The sequence below is a fragment of the Synergistota bacterium genome (genome assembly GCA_025060595.1).
Lineage (GTDB): Bacteria > Synergistota > GBS-1 > GBS-1 > GBS-1 > 42-11.
In genome coordinates, this window is record JANXBX010000004.1 from 131,928 (window position 1) to 147,748 (window position 15,821).

At 39.0% G+C, this 15,821-nt stretch carries 18 protein-coding genes, 4 tRNA genes and 1 other RNA gene; 4 read left to right on the forward strand and 19 right to left on the reverse strand.

Annotated elements, in window-relative coordinates; genetic code table 11:
- Positions 1–2 precede the first annotated feature (2 nt).
- The 17 genes from NZ900_04160 to NZ900_04240 form a co-directional block, all read right to left on the reverse strand.
- Positions 3–458 carry a phosphatidylglycerophosphatase A gene (locus NZ900_04160; GenBank protein MCS7233290.1) on the reverse strand — a complete coding sequence of 152 codons (456 nt, stop codon included), beginning with the start codon at positions 456–458 and terminating at the stop codon, positions 3–5.
- Positions 440–1,723, reverse strand: a complete 1,284-nt coding sequence (rimO, locus tag NZ900_04165; protein MCS7233291.1) for a 30S ribosomal protein S12 methylthiotransferase RimO — start codon at positions 1,721–1,723, stop codon at positions 440–442. Before rimO ends, NZ900_04160 begins: the two co-directional genes overlap by 19 nt.
- 27 nt (positions 1,724–1,750) lie before the next feature.
- Positions 1,751–2,626 carry a DUF4115 domain-containing protein gene (locus tag NZ900_04170; GenBank protein ID MCS7233292.1) on the reverse strand — a complete coding sequence of 292 codons (876 nt, stop codon included), beginning with the start codon at positions 2,624–2,626 and terminating at the stop codon, positions 1,751–1,753.
- Positions 2,627–2,630: 4 nt separating this feature from the next.
- Entirely contained in the window at positions 2,631–3,287 is a 657-nt protein-coding gene (gene rpe, locus NZ900_04175) for a ribulose-phosphate 3-epimerase (GenBank protein ID MCS7233293.1), read from the reverse strand.
- On the reverse strand, positions 3,272–4,315 hold the full coding sequence (locus NZ900_04180) for a PASTA domain-containing protein (protein MCS7233294.1): 1,044 nt from the start codon (positions 4,313–4,315) through the stop codon (positions 3,272–3,274). Before NZ900_04180 ends, rpe begins: the two co-directional genes overlap by 16 nt.
- Before the next feature lie 6 nt (positions 4,316–4,321).
- A complete protein-coding gene (locus tag NZ900_04185; protein MCS7233295.1) occupies positions 4,322–5,620 on the reverse strand; it encodes a hypothetical protein in 1,299 nt (432 codons plus the stop codon).
- The gene (locus NZ900_04190; GenBank protein MCS7233296.1) at positions 5,586–6,275 is read right to left on the reverse strand and encodes a DUF6391 domain-containing protein; all 690 of its coding nucleotides are present in this window, start codon (positions 6,273–6,275) and stop codon (positions 5,586–5,588) included. The genes NZ900_04185 and NZ900_04190 overlap by 35 nt, the downstream gene beginning before the upstream one ends.
- Position 6,276: 1 nt before the next feature.
- On the reverse strand, positions 6,277–6,960 hold the full coding sequence (locus NZ900_04195; GenBank protein ID MCS7233297.1) for a zinc metallopeptidase: 684 nt from the start codon (positions 6,958–6,960) through the stop codon (positions 6,277–6,279).
- Positions 6,961–7,524: an indolepyruvate oxidoreductase subunit beta gene (locus tag NZ900_04200; GenBank protein MCS7233298.1), complete on the reverse strand. Its 564-nt coding sequence runs from the start codon at positions 7,522–7,524 to the stop codon at positions 6,961–6,963.
- Between the two features lie 3 nt (positions 7,525–7,527).
- Positions 7,528–9,327: an indolepyruvate ferredoxin oxidoreductase subunit alpha gene (gene iorA / locus NZ900_04205; protein ID MCS7233299.1), complete on the reverse strand. Its 1,800-nt coding sequence runs from the start codon at positions 9,325–9,327 to the stop codon at positions 7,528–7,530.
- Between the two features lie 5 nt (positions 9,328–9,332).
- Entirely contained in the window at positions 9,333–9,728 is a 396-nt protein-coding gene (locus tag NZ900_04210; protein ID MCS7233300.1) for an acyl-CoA thioesterase, read from the reverse strand.
- A gap of 30 nt (positions 9,729–9,758) precedes the next feature.
- An RNA gene (gene ffs / locus NZ900_04215) (signal recognition particle sRNA large type) lies at positions 9,759–10,027 on the reverse strand.
- A gap of 24 nt (positions 10,028–10,051) precedes the next feature.
- Positions 10,052–10,143, reverse strand: a tRNA-Ser gene (locus tag NZ900_04220).
- Between the two features lie 15 nt (positions 10,144–10,158).
- Positions 10,159–10,252 (reverse strand) — tRNA-Ser (locus tag NZ900_04225).
- 2 nt (positions 10,253–10,254) lie between these two features.
- On the reverse strand, positions 10,255–10,716 hold the full coding sequence (tadA, locus tag NZ900_04230) for a tRNA adenosine(34) deaminase TadA (protein MCS7233301.1): 462 nt from the start codon (positions 10,714–10,716) through the stop codon (positions 10,255–10,257).
- Between the two features lie 13 nt (positions 10,717–10,729).
- A tRNA-Arg gene (locus NZ900_04235) sits at positions 10,730–10,806 on the reverse strand.
- A 7-nt stretch (positions 10,807–10,813) separates the two neighbouring features.
- Positions 10,814–10,903: transfer RNA gene (locus NZ900_04240), tRNA-Ser, on the reverse strand.
- Between the two features lie 166 nt (positions 10,904–11,069).
- On the opposite strand from NZ900_04240, the gene NZ900_04245 reads away from it, so the two are divergent.
- Genes NZ900_04245 through NZ900_04260 form a run of 4 tightly spaced genes read left to right on the forward strand, consistent with a single transcriptional unit; the run spans position 11,070 to position 14,286 of the window.
- The gene (locus NZ900_04245) at positions 11,070–12,029 is read left to right on the forward strand and encodes a diguanylate cyclase (GenBank protein ID MCS7233302.1); all 960 of its coding nucleotides are present in this window, start codon (positions 11,070–11,072) and stop codon (positions 12,027–12,029) included.
- Positions 12,019–12,792 (forward strand): tRNA (adenine-N1)-methyltransferase, encoded by a 774-nt coding sequence (locus tag NZ900_04250; protein ID MCS7233303.1) that lies wholly within the window; start codon positions 12,019–12,021, stop codon positions 12,790–12,792. Before NZ900_04245 ends, NZ900_04250 begins: the two co-directional genes overlap by 11 nt.
- Positions 12,782–13,339, forward strand: coding sequence for an epoxyqueuosine reductase QueH (locus tag NZ900_04255; GenBank protein MCS7233304.1), 558 nt, complete (start codon positions 12,782–12,784; stop codon positions 13,337–13,339). The genes NZ900_04250 and NZ900_04255 overlap by 11 nt, the downstream gene beginning before the upstream one ends.
- Positions 13,330–14,286, forward strand: a complete 957-nt coding sequence (locus tag NZ900_04260; protein MCS7233305.1) for an AIR synthase family protein — start codon at positions 13,330–13,332, stop codon at positions 14,284–14,286. The genes NZ900_04255 and NZ900_04260 overlap by 10 nt, the downstream gene beginning before the upstream one ends.
- On the opposite strand, the gene NZ900_04265 is transcribed toward NZ900_04260, so the two are convergent.
- Both NZ900_04265 and NZ900_04270 read right to left on the reverse strand, forming a co-directional pair.
- Positions 14,244–14,765, reverse strand: coding sequence for an NTPase (locus NZ900_04265; protein MCS7233306.1), 522 nt, complete (start codon positions 14,763–14,765; stop codon positions 14,244–14,246). The two genes, NZ900_04260 and NZ900_04265, sit on opposite strands and share 43 nt — an antisense overlap.
- Positions 14,765–15,802: a homoserine dehydrogenase gene (locus tag NZ900_04270; GenBank protein ID MCS7233307.1), complete on the reverse strand. Its 1,038-nt coding sequence runs from the start codon at positions 15,800–15,802 to the stop codon at positions 14,765–14,767. The genes NZ900_04265 and NZ900_04270 overlap by 1 nt, the downstream gene beginning before the upstream one ends.
- Positions 15,803–15,821 lie beyond the last annotated feature (19 nt).

Consider the following 15,821-nt stretch of genomic DNA (forward strand, 5'->3'; position numbering starts at 1 on the left):
TTTTAACCTCCAAGCCATAAACCTAAAAATATTAACATATTAGTAAGCAAGCCAGCTACCACATCATCTAACATTATACCCCAACCACCAGGAAACTTTTCAAAAAACCTTATTGGAAAAGGTTTTATTACATCTAGAAGTCTAAATAGAAAGAAAGAGGGAATAAGCATAATATCATTTAAATTCCACATTGCTATAAAATATCCAACAAACTCATCTATAACTATAGACGAAGGATCTTCCTCTTTTAAAGCCTTAGAGTATCTTTCAGATGCCCAAAGACCAAGCAAAAAAAGAAAAAATATAGAAAGCAGATCTACCTTTAAAAACCATCTTATCAATAAGGCTAAAAAAGATCCCACGGTCCCAGGCATTCTTTCTCTTAAGACCCATCCCAAACCTCCTAAAGTCGCTACATAAAAGCTCCAATCTCTAACTCCTATATAACTTCCCCCCATAAGTCATGATCCCCCACTTCTATTATTTTAACATTTACAAAGTTTCCTACTTCAGCACTCTTATCCAGATAAACTAGCCCATCTATCTCAGGAGCATCTCTATAACTTCTTCCGATACCAGGCTTCTCAACGAGAACCTTTAAGGTTTTACCAACAAAAAGGCTATTACGCTCCTTTGATATTTCCTTCTGAAGCTCCATCAAAGTATCCCTTCTCCTCTTAGAAACTCTAAATGGAACGGGCTTAAAAATATAAGAAGAAGCTTCCCTTTGAGGAGAGTAAAGAAAGCTTCCTAACCTATCAAACTTAATATCAGATACGAAGTCAATCAACCTTTGAAAAGAGGATTTTCTTTCCCCTGGAAAACCAACCATTATCGTTGTTCTTAAACAAGCTAACATATCCAAAGATCTTATCTTGTCAAAGAGCTTCCTTAGATCTCCTTCCCCATAGGGCCTATTCATCAGAAACAAAACATTATCATCTACATGTTGTATAGGTATATCAAAATAAGAACATACCTTCTCTAAAGATAAGATAGTCTCTACTAATTCCCCATCTATTTTAGCTGGATGAAGATAAAGAACCCTTACCCAAAAATCCCCTCCTAACTCAGAAAGTTTTCTTAAGAGCAGGGAAAGAGACAAAGGATACAAAGTACTATCCTGAGACACCAGAACAACCTCTTTTTTTCCACTTCTTATAAAATCCTCAACCTCTTTCAAAATCTCATCTAAAGGTCTAGCTCTATAGGGCCCTCTTATATTAGGAATAACACAATAACTACATCTATTATTACACCCCTCGGCTATTTTAACATAAGCATAAAAGGTTTTCTTTAAAGGGAAGCGTAATCCACTCTCAACCCATCTATCTGGAAAGGGCTTAAGGAAAAATTCCCCTTCAGCCTTATTCTTCAAAGCTTTAAATAAAAACTCCCCAACTTCCTGAGGATAGCTGGTACCTGCAAAATAGTCCACCTCTTCAAGTTCTTTTAAGCTCCTCTCTCCAAGTCTTTGAACTAGACATCCAACAAGAGCTATTCTTTTAATTACACCTTCCCTCTTAAGTTGAACAAGCTTTTTAAGCCAAGAGTAAGATTCGCTCACTGCTGAATCTATAAAAGCACATGTATTCAACACAACAAGGTCAACATCCTCCAAACTTGATGAATAATCTAATCCTGCTTCAACAAGCTTACCAGCTATAAGCTCACTATCGACTTCGTTTTTAGGACAACCTAAACTAATAATTCCAAATCTCAAGTCCTCTAAACAACCTCCCTCTTTCCACTATGGGAACACCATATCTACAACTCCACCTTTACTTGAAGGTAAAGGAACCTCTTTATCATTAAAATAAACCTTAACACCAGCTATATTTCCAAATCTTACCATTATATTTTCCTCAGCTTCCCAAAGCTTTTCATCCCCTTTAACAAGAACTCCCTCAAAAATCTTCTTTCCGTCTGCTAATACTCTAATCCAACATCTTCCCACAGCTATAACCTTTAACCTAAGCTTTTCTGCTTTATGAGTAACAGGCTTCTCTGGAGCTGACGAAGCTAAAGGCAAACTTTGGGTTGACATCATCGTTGGAAGAGAGGTAGTCGCAGAGGAAACCGCTTCTTCATGCTTGATCGATTGGGTTGAGTGAGCAACCAATCCCTCTTTAGCCTCGTTCTTTAAGCTCTCCGATGAAGGTACCTGAGCAACTTGAGACCCTTTTAAAAAGGTCCGACTTAAAATGTTAATACTCCCTGTCCAAGAAGCATAAAAGTAAAGGCCCCCTCCTAAAAGAAGAACCAAAAGAAAAGTTATAAGCAACCACGGTCTTTTAGGTTTAACACTCTTTTCAACGTTAGCATCATAAGCAGGTAATTTCTCTTTAGCTTCTTTAAGGACCTGACTATCATAAGACTCTTTTCTAATAGCCTTATAGATCTCCTTTAGCTCATCAGGATCAAGACCTAATGCTAAAGAAATATTCCTTATAAAACCCTTAACATATACATCCCCAGGAAGAACGTCAAAATTTTCCTCCTCTATAGCTTTTATAAATTCCTTACTTATTTTAGTAACATCCGAAAGATATTCTATACTTATACCCTTTTTCTCTCGCTCTCTCCTTATTATCTCCCCCAGACTTCTTCTTTCCCTAGCCTCCATAGCCTTAATCACCTCTTAAAACTTTTATTGCCGCAATCGGATCATCACTACAAAAAACAGAAGCTCCTCCTACCAAAACTGTAGCACCAGCCTCCCTTAAAGCAAGGGCATTTGAAGAGTTTACACCACCATCTACAACTATTTCAAATCCTAATCCTTCTTTATCCCTAAACTCTCTCAGAGATTTGATTTTTTCTAAAACCCACGATATGAAAGATTGTCCACTGAAACCAGGATCGACACTCATCATCAAAACGTAATCTATCTCAGTTAATATAAACTTAGCGCTCTCCCATAAAGTGGCAGGATTAAAAGCTATTCCTGCCTTCTTCCCTTTCTCCTTTATACTCCTTATAAGCCTTAAGGGGTGCCTTTCTGCCTCCCAATGAAATATCAAAATATCCCCACCACTTTCTATAAAGCGGTCTACCCAGAAGGAAGGGTTTTCCACCATAAGATGAACCTCTAATAAAAAAGAATTAAATTTTTTCTTTATATCTTCTACAAGCTTAGGTCCAAAAGATAAATTGGGTACAAAATGTCCATCCATAATATCTACATGAAGAAGATCCAACTCGTTTTCTATCTTACGCAAGGCTTCCCCCAAGTTTAGAATATCAGCAGCAAGAATAGAAGGAGCTACTTTTACTCTTTTCTCCATGGATATCTATCCTCCGCATAAAACTCACCATCAAGTTGAACTCTTATAACATTATCACCAACAGCAGGAATTCTCAAGTTAATGGTTTCTCCAGACTTACATTTTTTGTTAAAAATTACATGCTGGCCACCCGAATCTATCTGGATAATCTCAACTAACCTTTCAGGTTTACCTGGAGGAACAGTAAAACTAAAATCTATTATTCTTCCCCCCTTGGGGACAGCAAGCTCGATCTTTTCCAAGCTACTTGTAGAAGGAGACACCATGCTTGTGGTCGTTGGAAGAACAGTTTCCTGTTTTGTTTCCACAGGCTTCTCAACCACCTCCTTCGATGGCGCCTTTCTCACAACTAAATTAATTTCGCCACCAGGTGAAACAGAAGAGAAAGGAGACGGTTCCTGAGATAATACGATACCCTCCTCTCCACTTTCAACCTTCTCTGAGATTTTACCCAACTTAAATCCCTTTTCCTGAATAACCTTTTTCGCTTCATTTAAGGAAAGACCTACAAGATCAGGAACAGAAACCTCTTTTACTTCATAACCCAGACTAACAAGAAGATCAATTTTACTTCCCCTTTTAACTCTTCTACTAGGAGATATAGATTGACCAATTACTATGTTTTCAGCTCCCAAAAAGGATCTAATGCTTATAACATCTCCTATAACGAGACCGGCTTCCTTTATAAAAGCATTAACTTCACTAAGCTTGCGCCCGATAAGCTCAGGAACCAAAACCATATCACCTTTACCACTTATGACCACCTCGATAGTACTTCCTTTTCTAACGCTCAAGCCTGGAAGGGGTTTTTGCGAAACTATATAGTTTGGAGGAAACGTAGAACTTTCCTCCTCTCCGACCACTTTTATGTTAAGACCAACGCTATTAAGTAACTTTGTAGCTGATGTAATTTCCTTACCAACTAAGGGAGGAACAGGAACCTTGGTAACTCCTATACTTAAGTAAACATAGAGAAAACCCAAAACTACACCTATTAAGATCATCACCAAAAGTTTCCATCTTTTCAAATCTTCTCACCTCCTTAAAAGAAGAGCAAAAAAACCATCTTCTATGTAATAACCATAATCAGTAGCTTTCATTACCATAGGTTTAAGCCATTCTGGATTAAGTATCTCATACTCCGGATGTATCTTCAAGAATTCTCTCACTATTTCTTCATTCTCCTCAGGGAAAAAAGTACAAGTAGAATAAACCAAATATCCTCCTCGCTTAAGGTATGCTGAAGAAACATCTATTAAACTTTTTTGAAGGTTAACCAGCTCTCTTATTCCTGCGGGAGTAATCCTAAGCTTTATCTCCGGTTTACCCCCAAGGTCAGCAAGATTAGAGCAAGGAACATCGAGCAAAATCTTCGAAGCCCAGCTTTTCAACTTAGGGTCTAAGATTCTCAAATCCATCGCAATCAGCGCATCTGCTTTGTAACTAAGCTTGCTCAAAAAACTCCTTAATACCTTAAGCTTCCATGGATAAATGTCTACAGAAACCAATTTTCCTTTACCATTCAACCTCTGAGCTATATCCGCAGATTTTACACCTCTACCCGCACACAAATCTAATACATTATCTCCCTCCTGAATTTCAAGGGATTTAACAGCAAGCATAGAAGATAAGCTCTCCATCCAAAAAAGCCCCTCATCCCAGCCTGGTATATCTCGAGGGAAAACAGAACTCCTGATTAAAAAACACCCTTTAAGCAAAGGGATTTTTTCTAAAATTAACCCTTTTTCTTTAAGAGAAATAGAAAAAGCCTCTTCATCAGTCTTTTTCAAGTTAACATGAACATATAACTTTGGTTTATCATTACCTCTTTTCAAAAGCTCTTTAACAAACTCTTCATCCTTAAAGTAGCCTAACAGAGCCTCAACCAACCATTCAGGATAGGAAAACTTCAAAGCAAGATTATCTTGAGGAGGCTCAACTTTCTCTCTAAGGTAAGCTCTTAAAACAGCATTTACTAAATTACCAATCCCCCCATGGAAATACTTCTTCGCAAGCTCAACAAGTCTAAAGCAAATAAAAGGTGCTTTTTCCGAAGAGTGAAATCTTAACTGGTAAAGCCCAATAAGTATAATCCATTTAGCTAAATTAGGAAGCTTCGCCCATTTTTTCTCACCAACAAGTCTCCTTGCTATCCACTTAAGAAGATAGATATAACGTACAACCCCATAGCATATATCCGTCACAAACCTAGAAGCTTCAGACGGGATCTTCCCAGAATCTATGGAGCTCCTCAAAAGTGGCTCTAACCAACCACCTTTTTCTACTTTTATAAGAATATCAAAAGCGTACTCTTCCCAAATCTTTTCTCTCAACAGTCCTCACAAAAAAGTCTGTGGGAATGTAAAAGAAAGGCAACCCCCACATTTTGATTCCCCTTCCACCATATTCTACTCCAACTATTTCCATATCCGTAACATCAGCGAAAGTAGTAAGCTTACGCTGAACCCACGGACCGAATAACGGACCAAGAATATAAGATAGCGCAAGAGCTATAACTATATTTAATACTGTTAAATATCCTGTTACAAATAGTAAAAGCAAAAAGGCAACCGCAGAAACAAAATTAACCATTGCCATAGTAGTACCGCATCTTTTGTGAACAGCTAATTCCTTTTCCCCGTTTTTCAACCTAAATAAAGCAACACGAGCAGCCTCTTCAAGTAAAAAAGGGTCAACGAAACCCTTTATATAAAATCCATCCACTCTAGCTAAACCAGCTAAATTAGTCGGACCAAACCTCTCTTCTATAACATTTATAGTCGCATGTTCAAGGGCATGATTCTTTCTAAGCTTCTTGTTTGTAGCTATCTTTAATATTTCCACAGGGACAGTAAGTATAGTATAAAGAGAATACATAATAAAGCCAAATGGAAGAAAGAAAAGAAGAGCTAAAAAAAAGAGGAGGAGAAAGGGAAAGAGCCAAGGAACAAAAAAGAGAAATAGCAAAAGGAATAATATTAGTGGCAACCTATTCCCTCTCTCCTCTCAAGATTAAAAGTCTTACAAGTTGAAGGGCAGCCATCGCAGTTGCAGCAATATAAGTTAAAGCAGCTGCTCCCAGTACCTCTTCTATAGCCCTAACTTCCCTTCCAGACACATAGCCGCTTGAATAAAGCACCTTAACAGCCCTTGAGCTAGCATTAAACTCAACAGGAAGGGTTATAAGCTGAAATAGCACTGCTCCTGAAAAGGCTATTATACCCACATCCATAAGGCTCGGGATGCCAAAAATAAACCCTAGGAGGAAAAATGGTATAGCGAGTTGAGAACCAATGTTAGCCACAGGAACTATCGCATTTCTCAGAGAAAGAGGTAAGTAACCTGTAGCATGTTGAATAGCATGCCCTACCTCATGAGCTGCTATACCTATAGCCGCTATTGAACGACTATTGTAAACTTCAGATGAGAGTCTTAGAATCCTTGAACGTGGATCATAATGATCTGTTAACTCTCCTGGAACCATATCTACAGGAACGTGTGTTAAGCCACTCCTATCAAGCATTTCACGAGCAACAACCCAAGCCGGTTTGCCAATCCCTGCTGGAATAGCCGAATATTTTCTATAAGTCGATTGGACCTTCGCTTGAGCATATATTGCAAGAATCAACGCTGGCATGAGAAGTATAAAAGTCCAGTCTCCTAAATAAAGCATTCAAATCACCTCCTTAATCTCGGCTCTTTTACCCAAGTCAAAGGCCTTTAAGTTTATATCCCTAAACTTGTATGGAATTATATTCTCTATAACTTTCCTAAGGCCCTCTGACGGGAAAAGGTCCTCTCTCAAAGAGGAAAGAGCACCTAACATAACTACGTTTAAAACGCTAGGATTTCCAAGCTCCCAAAGAGCTACTTTATATCCATCTACAATATAAAGCTTTATCTTTCTTCCCTTTATTAGCTCTTCTATAACAGGATGGTTAACTTTGAAATTAATATCACCATTTAAAACAGCAAGCCCTCCCTCTTTTAAGAAAGGCAAATTCATTAAACCCTCGTTCCAGTCAAAAGAAAGGAGTATGTCAGCTTCCCCTCTCATCACAAGAGGACTTTTGTAATGTCCTATCTTAAGATGAGATACAACGCTTCCGCCTCTCTGTGCCATTCCATGAATTTCAGAGCCTATCACATTAAATCCTTTAGATAGAGCATATTCTCCTATAGCGCGAGTAGCCAAAAGTATTCCCTGTCCTCCTATACCACAAAAGACCATCTGCATGATCTACTCCTCCTTTATAGCTTTAACTGGACAAATTTGAGTACAAACACCACAGTTAATACAAAACCTTAAATCTATAAAGGCCTTTCTTTTATCACTATTAAAACCTAAACCTGGACAACCAAACTCACTTATACAATATCTACAACCAACACATTTCCCTTCATCCACATATATCTTTTTATCATAGCGCTTTCGCTCAAGAAGCTTACAAGGATGTTTAGATATCACCACTGCCACTTTACCTTCTTTCTTAACATAATTCCAAGCTTCTTTAAGAAGTTCTATAGTCTCAACAATATTATAAGGATCAACTGTCTTAACAAACTTTACACCACATCCCTCAACTAGCTTAATAAGATCCACCCTCTCTCCATCTTTCATTACGTTTACCCCTGACTCAGGAGTAGGTTGCCCTCCTGTCATAGCAGTAACATGATTATCGAGTATAAAGAGTATGAACCTATGTTTATTATAAACAGCATTTATGAGCCCAGGAACTCCCATATGGTAAAAAGTAGAGTCTCCTATTGTAGACACAACCGGAACATTATCTCCTAAAGCTATACTAAAACCAGATCCCATCGTAACAGCTCCACCCATACACATAACACTATCTACAGCCTTTTGATTAATACCTAAAGTATAGCAACCTATATCACTCGGGTAAACACCGTCTGGAAAAGCTTTTCTCATGGCAAAGAAAGCCGCGCGATGCGGACACCCTGCACATAGTATTGGTCTTCTTACACTAATCCCTAAAGAAGATAAGACCTCGTTATACCCTTCTGGCACTTTAAGAAAGTCAATTTTAAAAAACTTCGATAAGACAGAAGCTATAACCTCAGGTGTAAGCTCTCCCGCTGCAGGAACAATGCCATTCCACTTACCCAAGACCCTTTCTCTTTCAGGAAGCTGTACTTCTACTACAGGATAAGTCTCTTCAAAAACTAATACTTTATCGCATAACGAGAGAAACTCCTCTATTATCCTTTCATCCACTGGAAAAGCTCTTCCTATCTTTAACAGCGGAACATCTATATGGTGCCTATCAATTATATCTTTAACCACAGAGTAACTCACACCACTTGCTATTATACCAAGCCCGGCCCTTTTAGGGTTCTCTATTCTAGAGAAAGGATCTTTCTCCTTACTGATTTCTTTCATTTTTTCATTTAACCTTTCATGATGCTTTCTTCTCACAGCTGGAAGGCAAACCCATCTCTGCGGATTTTTAAGAAAATTACCTTGCCGACGTTTAAAATCTATTTTCTCAACAGGCACATTTTGCCTCGCATGACACACTCTTAAACCAGGCCTAAGCATAACTAAAATATTATACTTCTCTGAAAAATCATATGCAAACTTCACCATTTCCTTAGCTTCCCTAGGAGAAGAGGGATCATAAACAGGCACCTTGGCCATCATAGCAGCAAATCTACTATCCTGCTCTGTTTGAGAACTATGAGGACCAGGATCATCAGCCGAGATAACTAAAAAACCAGCAGCTATATCGTTATAAGCCACACTCATAAAAGGATCAAAAGCAACATTAAGACCCACCTGCTTCATAGCAACTGCTGCTCTTTTACCAGCAAAAGAAACAGTCGCAGCTATCTCAAAAGCAACCTTTTCGTTAACACACCACTCTACATTAGCATCTATTCCCTCCTCCTTATAGAAATCAGCAACTGCAGGAAGAATCTCAGAAGATGGAGTCCCAGGATAAGAGGTTACTACCTCTACGCTACATTCTACTATTCCACGAGCTATGGCTTCATTTCCAAGCAAAAGCTTTTCCATAAAAACTAGCCCTCCCTTCTTATAATTAAAAGAAACTCCTCTGGAACCTTAACCATTTTACCATTTTTGTCTACAAAACAATGCTTTGTTCTTCCTAATGCTATTAGTTTACCATCCCGCTCAACTCTATATAAGAAACTCACAGAGTAATCTTTTATTTCCTCTATTTTAACTTTAATGGATATAAGGTCATCATAAAAAGCGGGTGCTTTATACCTACACCAAGATTCCACAGCCGGCATGAATATTCCTCTTTTCTCAAGCTCAGAGTATGGAAATCCCAAACTTCTGCAAAACTCTGTTCTGCCAACTTCAAACCAGTCTAAATACCTTCCATAGTAAACCACACCCATTTTATCAGTTTCTCCATAACGAACTCTTAAACTAACTTCTACTTCCATGAAGATCCCCCCTGAATAAAAAAACCGTGGTCGTGCACCTACCTTCGATCAAACCTCTCCAGGACGTTCCTTAAACCTTTGGCTCCAGCCAAGCACCCCCGTGGCACCCAAAGATTACCGCTTACCGTTGCTCCCTTCCGGGCCTGGCGGGGTTCACGGATCTTTGCCGCACGGGACCCAGCTTTCAACGCCTCCGGCTTAAGGCTGCTCCTAAAGAAGATGACCTCTGGGTAGGAATTCAACCCCGCTATAGCGGATTGCGGGTTTTTAGGGCACCGCTACCTCCCCATCTAGCACGACCACGGCTACCTCTCAATATATAATGGCGGAGAGGGAGGGATTTGAACCCCCGGGGCGGGATCAACCGCCCACTCGCTCTCCAGGCGAGCGCCTTCGACCACTCAGCCACCTCTCCGCATGATCCTTTTAATGGCGGAGAGAGCGAGATTTGAACTCGCGAGACGGCTCTAACACCGCCTACTCGATTTCGAATCGAGCGCCTTTGACCTCTCGGCCATCTCTCCGCCTATTTCCTCTTTTTGACAAAGAAAGACCGCAAAAGTTCCCGACTTTCTTCTGCCAAGACTCCTCCTTCTACCTCTACAAAATGATTAAAGCTATCATGTTGAAGTATATTTATAACGCTCCCTGCTGCACCAGCACGAGGGTCCGGCAAACCATAAACTAACCTTTTTATTCTTGCTTGAACCATTGCTCCCGCGCACATAGGACACGGTTCAAGAGTAACATATATAACCAAATCAGTCAAACGCCATGTCCCCAACTTTGATGCTACTTCCTTTATAACTAAAAGCTCTGCATGAGCCAAAGGATCCTGCAATTGCTCTCTCTTATTATGAGCACGCGCAACCACTTCATCATTTATAATTCCAACCGCCCCTACGGGAACTTCGTCTTCCTCTGCAGCCTTCCTAGCTTCCTCAAGAGCTATTCTCATAAAAAATTCGTCTTTGTCCAAAACCCTCATCTTTCAATATAAATGGCGCGCCCGAGAGGACTTGAACCCCCAACCCGTGGATCCGTAGTCCACAGCTCTATCCAGTTGAGCTACGGGCGCGCTCCTTTGGCGGTGAGGGAGGGATTCGAACCCTCGAGAGGGATTACCTCTACTCGCTTAGCAGGCGAGCGCCTTCGACCTGCTCGGCCACCTCACCATCCATTACTTGTAAAAATTTTAACAAGCCATAAAGATATTGTCAAGGCATAAAGCCCTTTCATAAAATTTCAAGTTAATAGCTAAAGAAAGACTTGTATCAGGACAAAAATATGCGATAATTCTAATTAAGAAACAAAGTAGAGAGGAGGGTAGAATAGTAATAGGTGAGAATTCTAATCGTAGATGACAGCAAACTTATACGAATCCTTCTTAAAGACATTTTGCAAATGGAAATAAAAGGCAATATCGACGAGGCTAGTAATGGAGAGGAAGCTATAACTAAACTGCATAATAATTCCTATGACCTTATAATTTTAGATGTCTTCCTTCCTGATATATTGGGTATAGAAATCATAGATCAAATAGCAGCTTTAAAGAAAGAATGGATACCTATAATAGTTATAACTTCAGCAGAAAACAAGGAATTCCTGAAAGAAGCTCTTGAAAAAGGAGCTATAGATTACATTAAAAAACCTTTTGATGAGATAGAAATCCTAGCAAGAGTAAAATCTGCTTTAAGGACAAAAAGGCTTTACGATGAGCTAAAAGAGGCAAATGAAAAACTAAAGGAAATGGCCATGACCGATGAACTCACCAAGCTCTATAACAGAAGATACACCATGATCATTCTTGGAACAGAATTTAAAAGAAGCAAAAGGTATAAAAATCCACTTTCAGTAATAATAGGAGATATCGACCACTTTAAAAGCATAAATGACAATTATGGACATCTGATTGGGGACGAAGTATTAAGGATATGTGCAAAACTAATTAAAGAAAACACAAGAGAAATAGATGTGGCAGGAAGATACGGTGGAGAAGAATTCTTGATAATATTGCCTAATACCACTCTTGATGGTGCTGTAATTGTAGCTGAAAGATTGAGACGAAAGATAAAAGAAATTCCCTTTAAGGTTCTTGATAAAAACTTTCCCATTCATATAAGCATGAGTTTTGGAATATGCTCCTATCCAGAAAAAGACATAGAAAACGAAGAAGATATGCTTAAGTTAGCAGACGAAGCCCTTTACATATCAAAGCAAAATGGAAGAAACCAAACAACATTTTACATAAATGGGAGATTCATAAGCTTACCTCAGGAGGTAATAAAAAGTGAAGCTTAAAGAGGGTGACACAGTTCTACTTTTTGCTGAATCAGGAACATCGTTTTTAACAAAGGTATCAAGAAAAAAGATCTCTACACATCTGGGGGAGTTAAATCTCGAAGATGCCATTGAAAAAAGCTATGGAGATTATATAGAAACACATAAAGGAGAAAAGGTGTTCTTAGTTAAGCCTCCGGTAGGGGAATTTATAAGAAGGCTTAAAAGACAAACCCAGATTATCTTTCCAAAAGAGGCGGGCTATATACTTATGTATTTAGACATTTTCCCAGGAGCAAGAATAATAGAGTGCGGAACAGGAAGCGGCTCCCTTACCACAGTTTTTGCTCATTTCGTCGGGGAAAAGGGAAAGGTTTACTCTTATGAAAGAAGAAAAGAATTTGCCTCCTTAGCAGAAGAAAATCTTAGAAAGTGGGGAGTATCAGAAAGAGTAGAAATAAAAGTGAAAGATATAGAAGAAGGCTTCGATGAGGAAAGGGTAGATGCCGTATTTTTAGATCTCCCAAACCCATGGGATTATATAAAGCAAGTTAAAAAAGCTCTCCTTCCAGGAAGACATTTCGGAGCGATCTGCCCCACTTTTAATCAGGTAGAAAAGCTTACTGAAACCCTTAAAAGAGAACATTTCATTTGGATAAGGGTTTTGGAACTGCTACTAAGAGAAATAAGGCCGTCACCTGGAAAGATAAGACCCGAAGACAACATGATAGCCCACACAGGTTTTCTGATTTTTGCTACCTTAGTAAAAGAGAATGAGGGATAAAATTTTACTTCATATATGCTGTGCTCCTGATGCAACATACCCCTTCTTAGAGCTCTCAAGAGCATACGAGGTTATTGGATATTTCTATGGCTCCAATATCCAACCAGAAGAAGAGTACATTAAAAGACTAGAGGCCATTAAAAAGCTCTCTAAAGAATGGAACCTCAAAGTGCTAGTTGATGAATATAATCCAATAAGCTGGTTTGAAGAGATAAAGGGGCTTGAAAACGAACCAGAGGGAGGGAAAAGATGTGAACGCTGTTTTTACGTCCAACTTAAAAGAGCAGCAGAAACAGCAAAAAGCGAAAGAGTAAAAACTTTTACCACAACTTTAACCATAAGCCCTCACAAGGATGTGAAGCTTATTAACCAAATTGGTAAAGAAATAGACAAAGAGATAGGTATAGCTTTTTTAGAAAGGGTTTTCAGAAAGAATGAAGGGTTTAAAAAAAGCATAGAACTAAGTAGAAATCTCAACCTTTATAGACAATCTTATTGCGGATGCATCTTTAGTTTAAGAAAGGAGGAAAGATTAAAATGGAGCTAGGTAAACTCTCCCCAAAATTAATGGAAAAGCTAATTTTCCCCTATCTTGGAGCACCAAATACCCGTGTAGAGCTTGGCCCTGCTGTAGGAGAAGATGCAGCTGTTATAAACGTAGAAGGAGAGAAATATCTCGTTGTTTCTTCAGACCCAATAGTAGGAGCTGATGAAGAAATGGGCTTTTACTTAGTTCATATAAATGCAAATGACGTGGCATCTAAAGGAGGAGACCCCTCTTTTTTCATTACTACTATTATAGTCCCTGAAAGCTGGAACGAAAACGCCTTGGAAAACTTGATGAGAGAAATCGACAGAGAATGCAAAAAGATAAAGATATCCCTCATAGGAGGGCATACTGAAGTAACTAAAAAATTTAAATACCCGATCCTCTCAGGAACTATGTTTGGGTTTGCACCTAAATTAATGAAAGCAGACAACATAAGACCCGGAGATAAAATAATCTTAACAAAGGGAGCAGGAATAGAGGGCACCTCCATATTAGCAAGGGTTTTTAAAGAAGAGCTTTCCAAAGTATTAAAAGAGACCGAACTAATAGAAGCTCTTGAGCTTAAAGAAAAAATTTCAGTAGTAGAAGAAGCAAGAATTCTAAGAAAATGGGCTGTATTTATGCATGACCCTACAGAAGGCGGTATTTTAGGAGGATTGTACGAGTTAAAGCTGAGAAGCGGTCTTAATATAAATATAAACCTTGAAGATATACCCATTCCCCAAATTACCCAAAAAATTTGTAGCTACTTTAAAATAGATCCCTTAAAGCTTATAGGGTCAGGTGCTCTATTAGCTGTGATACCAGAAAGCGATATAGAAGATGCTATAGCAACCCTTTTAAACCATGGTATAAAAGCAAATGTGATCGGCACTTTCACAGATAAAGATGGAAACTTACCTTATTCCGAAGGTGACGAACTATGGAAGCTTTTAAGTTGGTGAGGCAGTTCATTCCTATTAGTTAAGGTGACCTCTATTATTCTCACATCGCTTCTTTTTCGTATAGCCGCAATTACAGGGTGATTTATCCTGCCCATAGTGGCTAAAACCTTAGAACTATCCAAAGCCCTAAATAATACTTTTATAAACTTCTCTGAATAAAGCTCCATTTTACCTATCTCATCTATAACTATAAGAGGGGATCCTTCTTTGATCCCCTCCTCTATCTCTCCGACTCCAATGTCTTCAAAAGCTCTCAAGTCAACTCCATATTTTCCAACTCTATAAGAAGAAGAAAAGCTTTCATGAGCTAATATTGCCTCCTTCCCAGAAAGGGTCAAAAGTTTAAACCCTTTCCTTACCCCTCCTTCCCTAATCTCTTCCGTAAAGAATCCCCTGATACCCTCTTTTCCTTCTATAAGCTTTTTAATAAGCGTAGTTTTACCAATACCAGGCAAACCTGTCAGTATAATATGTTTCATCACATCTTTAGCATCTTTCTTGAAAGAGAGATCAAATCTGAAAGAAGCGCATATCCAGCTTCTCTGCCTCCTGCTCCTCTACCTACTATAGTAACATCTCCTATAGTATCCGTTGAAAAAGTTATAGCATTAAGCGTTCCCAAGATGTTAGCTAGAGGATCGCTTAAAGGAACTTCTTCAGGAGCAACAGCAACCCTTACAAGATTGCCTTCTTTATAGCCCTTAGCTATAAGCTTATACCTTCTACTTCTAGAAAGGGCAGATTTTATATCTTCAACTTTAATATCCGTTATACCTTCACAACAAATATCATCAAGCTTTAAAGTTGCACCCATCACAACATTAGCCAATATAAGGGCTTTCGCCCCTGCGTCCCATCCCTCTACATCCATAGTAGGATCAGCCTCAGCATATCCTAAGCGTTGCGCTTCTTTCAAAGCTTCTTCAAAGCTCATACCTTCCTCCATTTTTGTTAGAATATAATTGGTAGTTCCATTCAAAATCCCCCTAAAAGAAATTATCTCACTTCCAGGCAAACACTCTCTCACTAAATTAAACACAGGAGTTCCTGAAAGAACCACTCCCTCAAAGCGAAACTCAACACCGTTTATTTCCGCAAGTCTTTGTAGATCCTTTAAATAAAGCAACACAGGACCTTTATTAGTAGTTATAACATGTCTTTTTGCAGACAAAGCTTCTCTCATATGAGTATAAGCCGGTTCCCCAGTCTTAAGGTCAGTCCATGTTGCTTCAAGAACCACGTTAGCGTTCGTCTTGGTTATCGCAGACAAGGGATCTAAATCAGTTATTACCCCCGGATAAGAAGATATTTCAGACTTTGATGCGAGATCAAGCACTTTAGATAAGTTCAAACCATCAGGATCATAAGCAGAACCTCTAAGCTTGTCACAAACAGCAACTACATTAATCCTAAGCCCCTGCGATTCTAGCTCCCTTTTTTTCTCAAGAAGCAAACTTAAAAAGCCTTGACCTACATTGCCACAACCTATAAGAGCAACGTTAATGGCCAAGAGCATCACCCCCTTTATAGATATC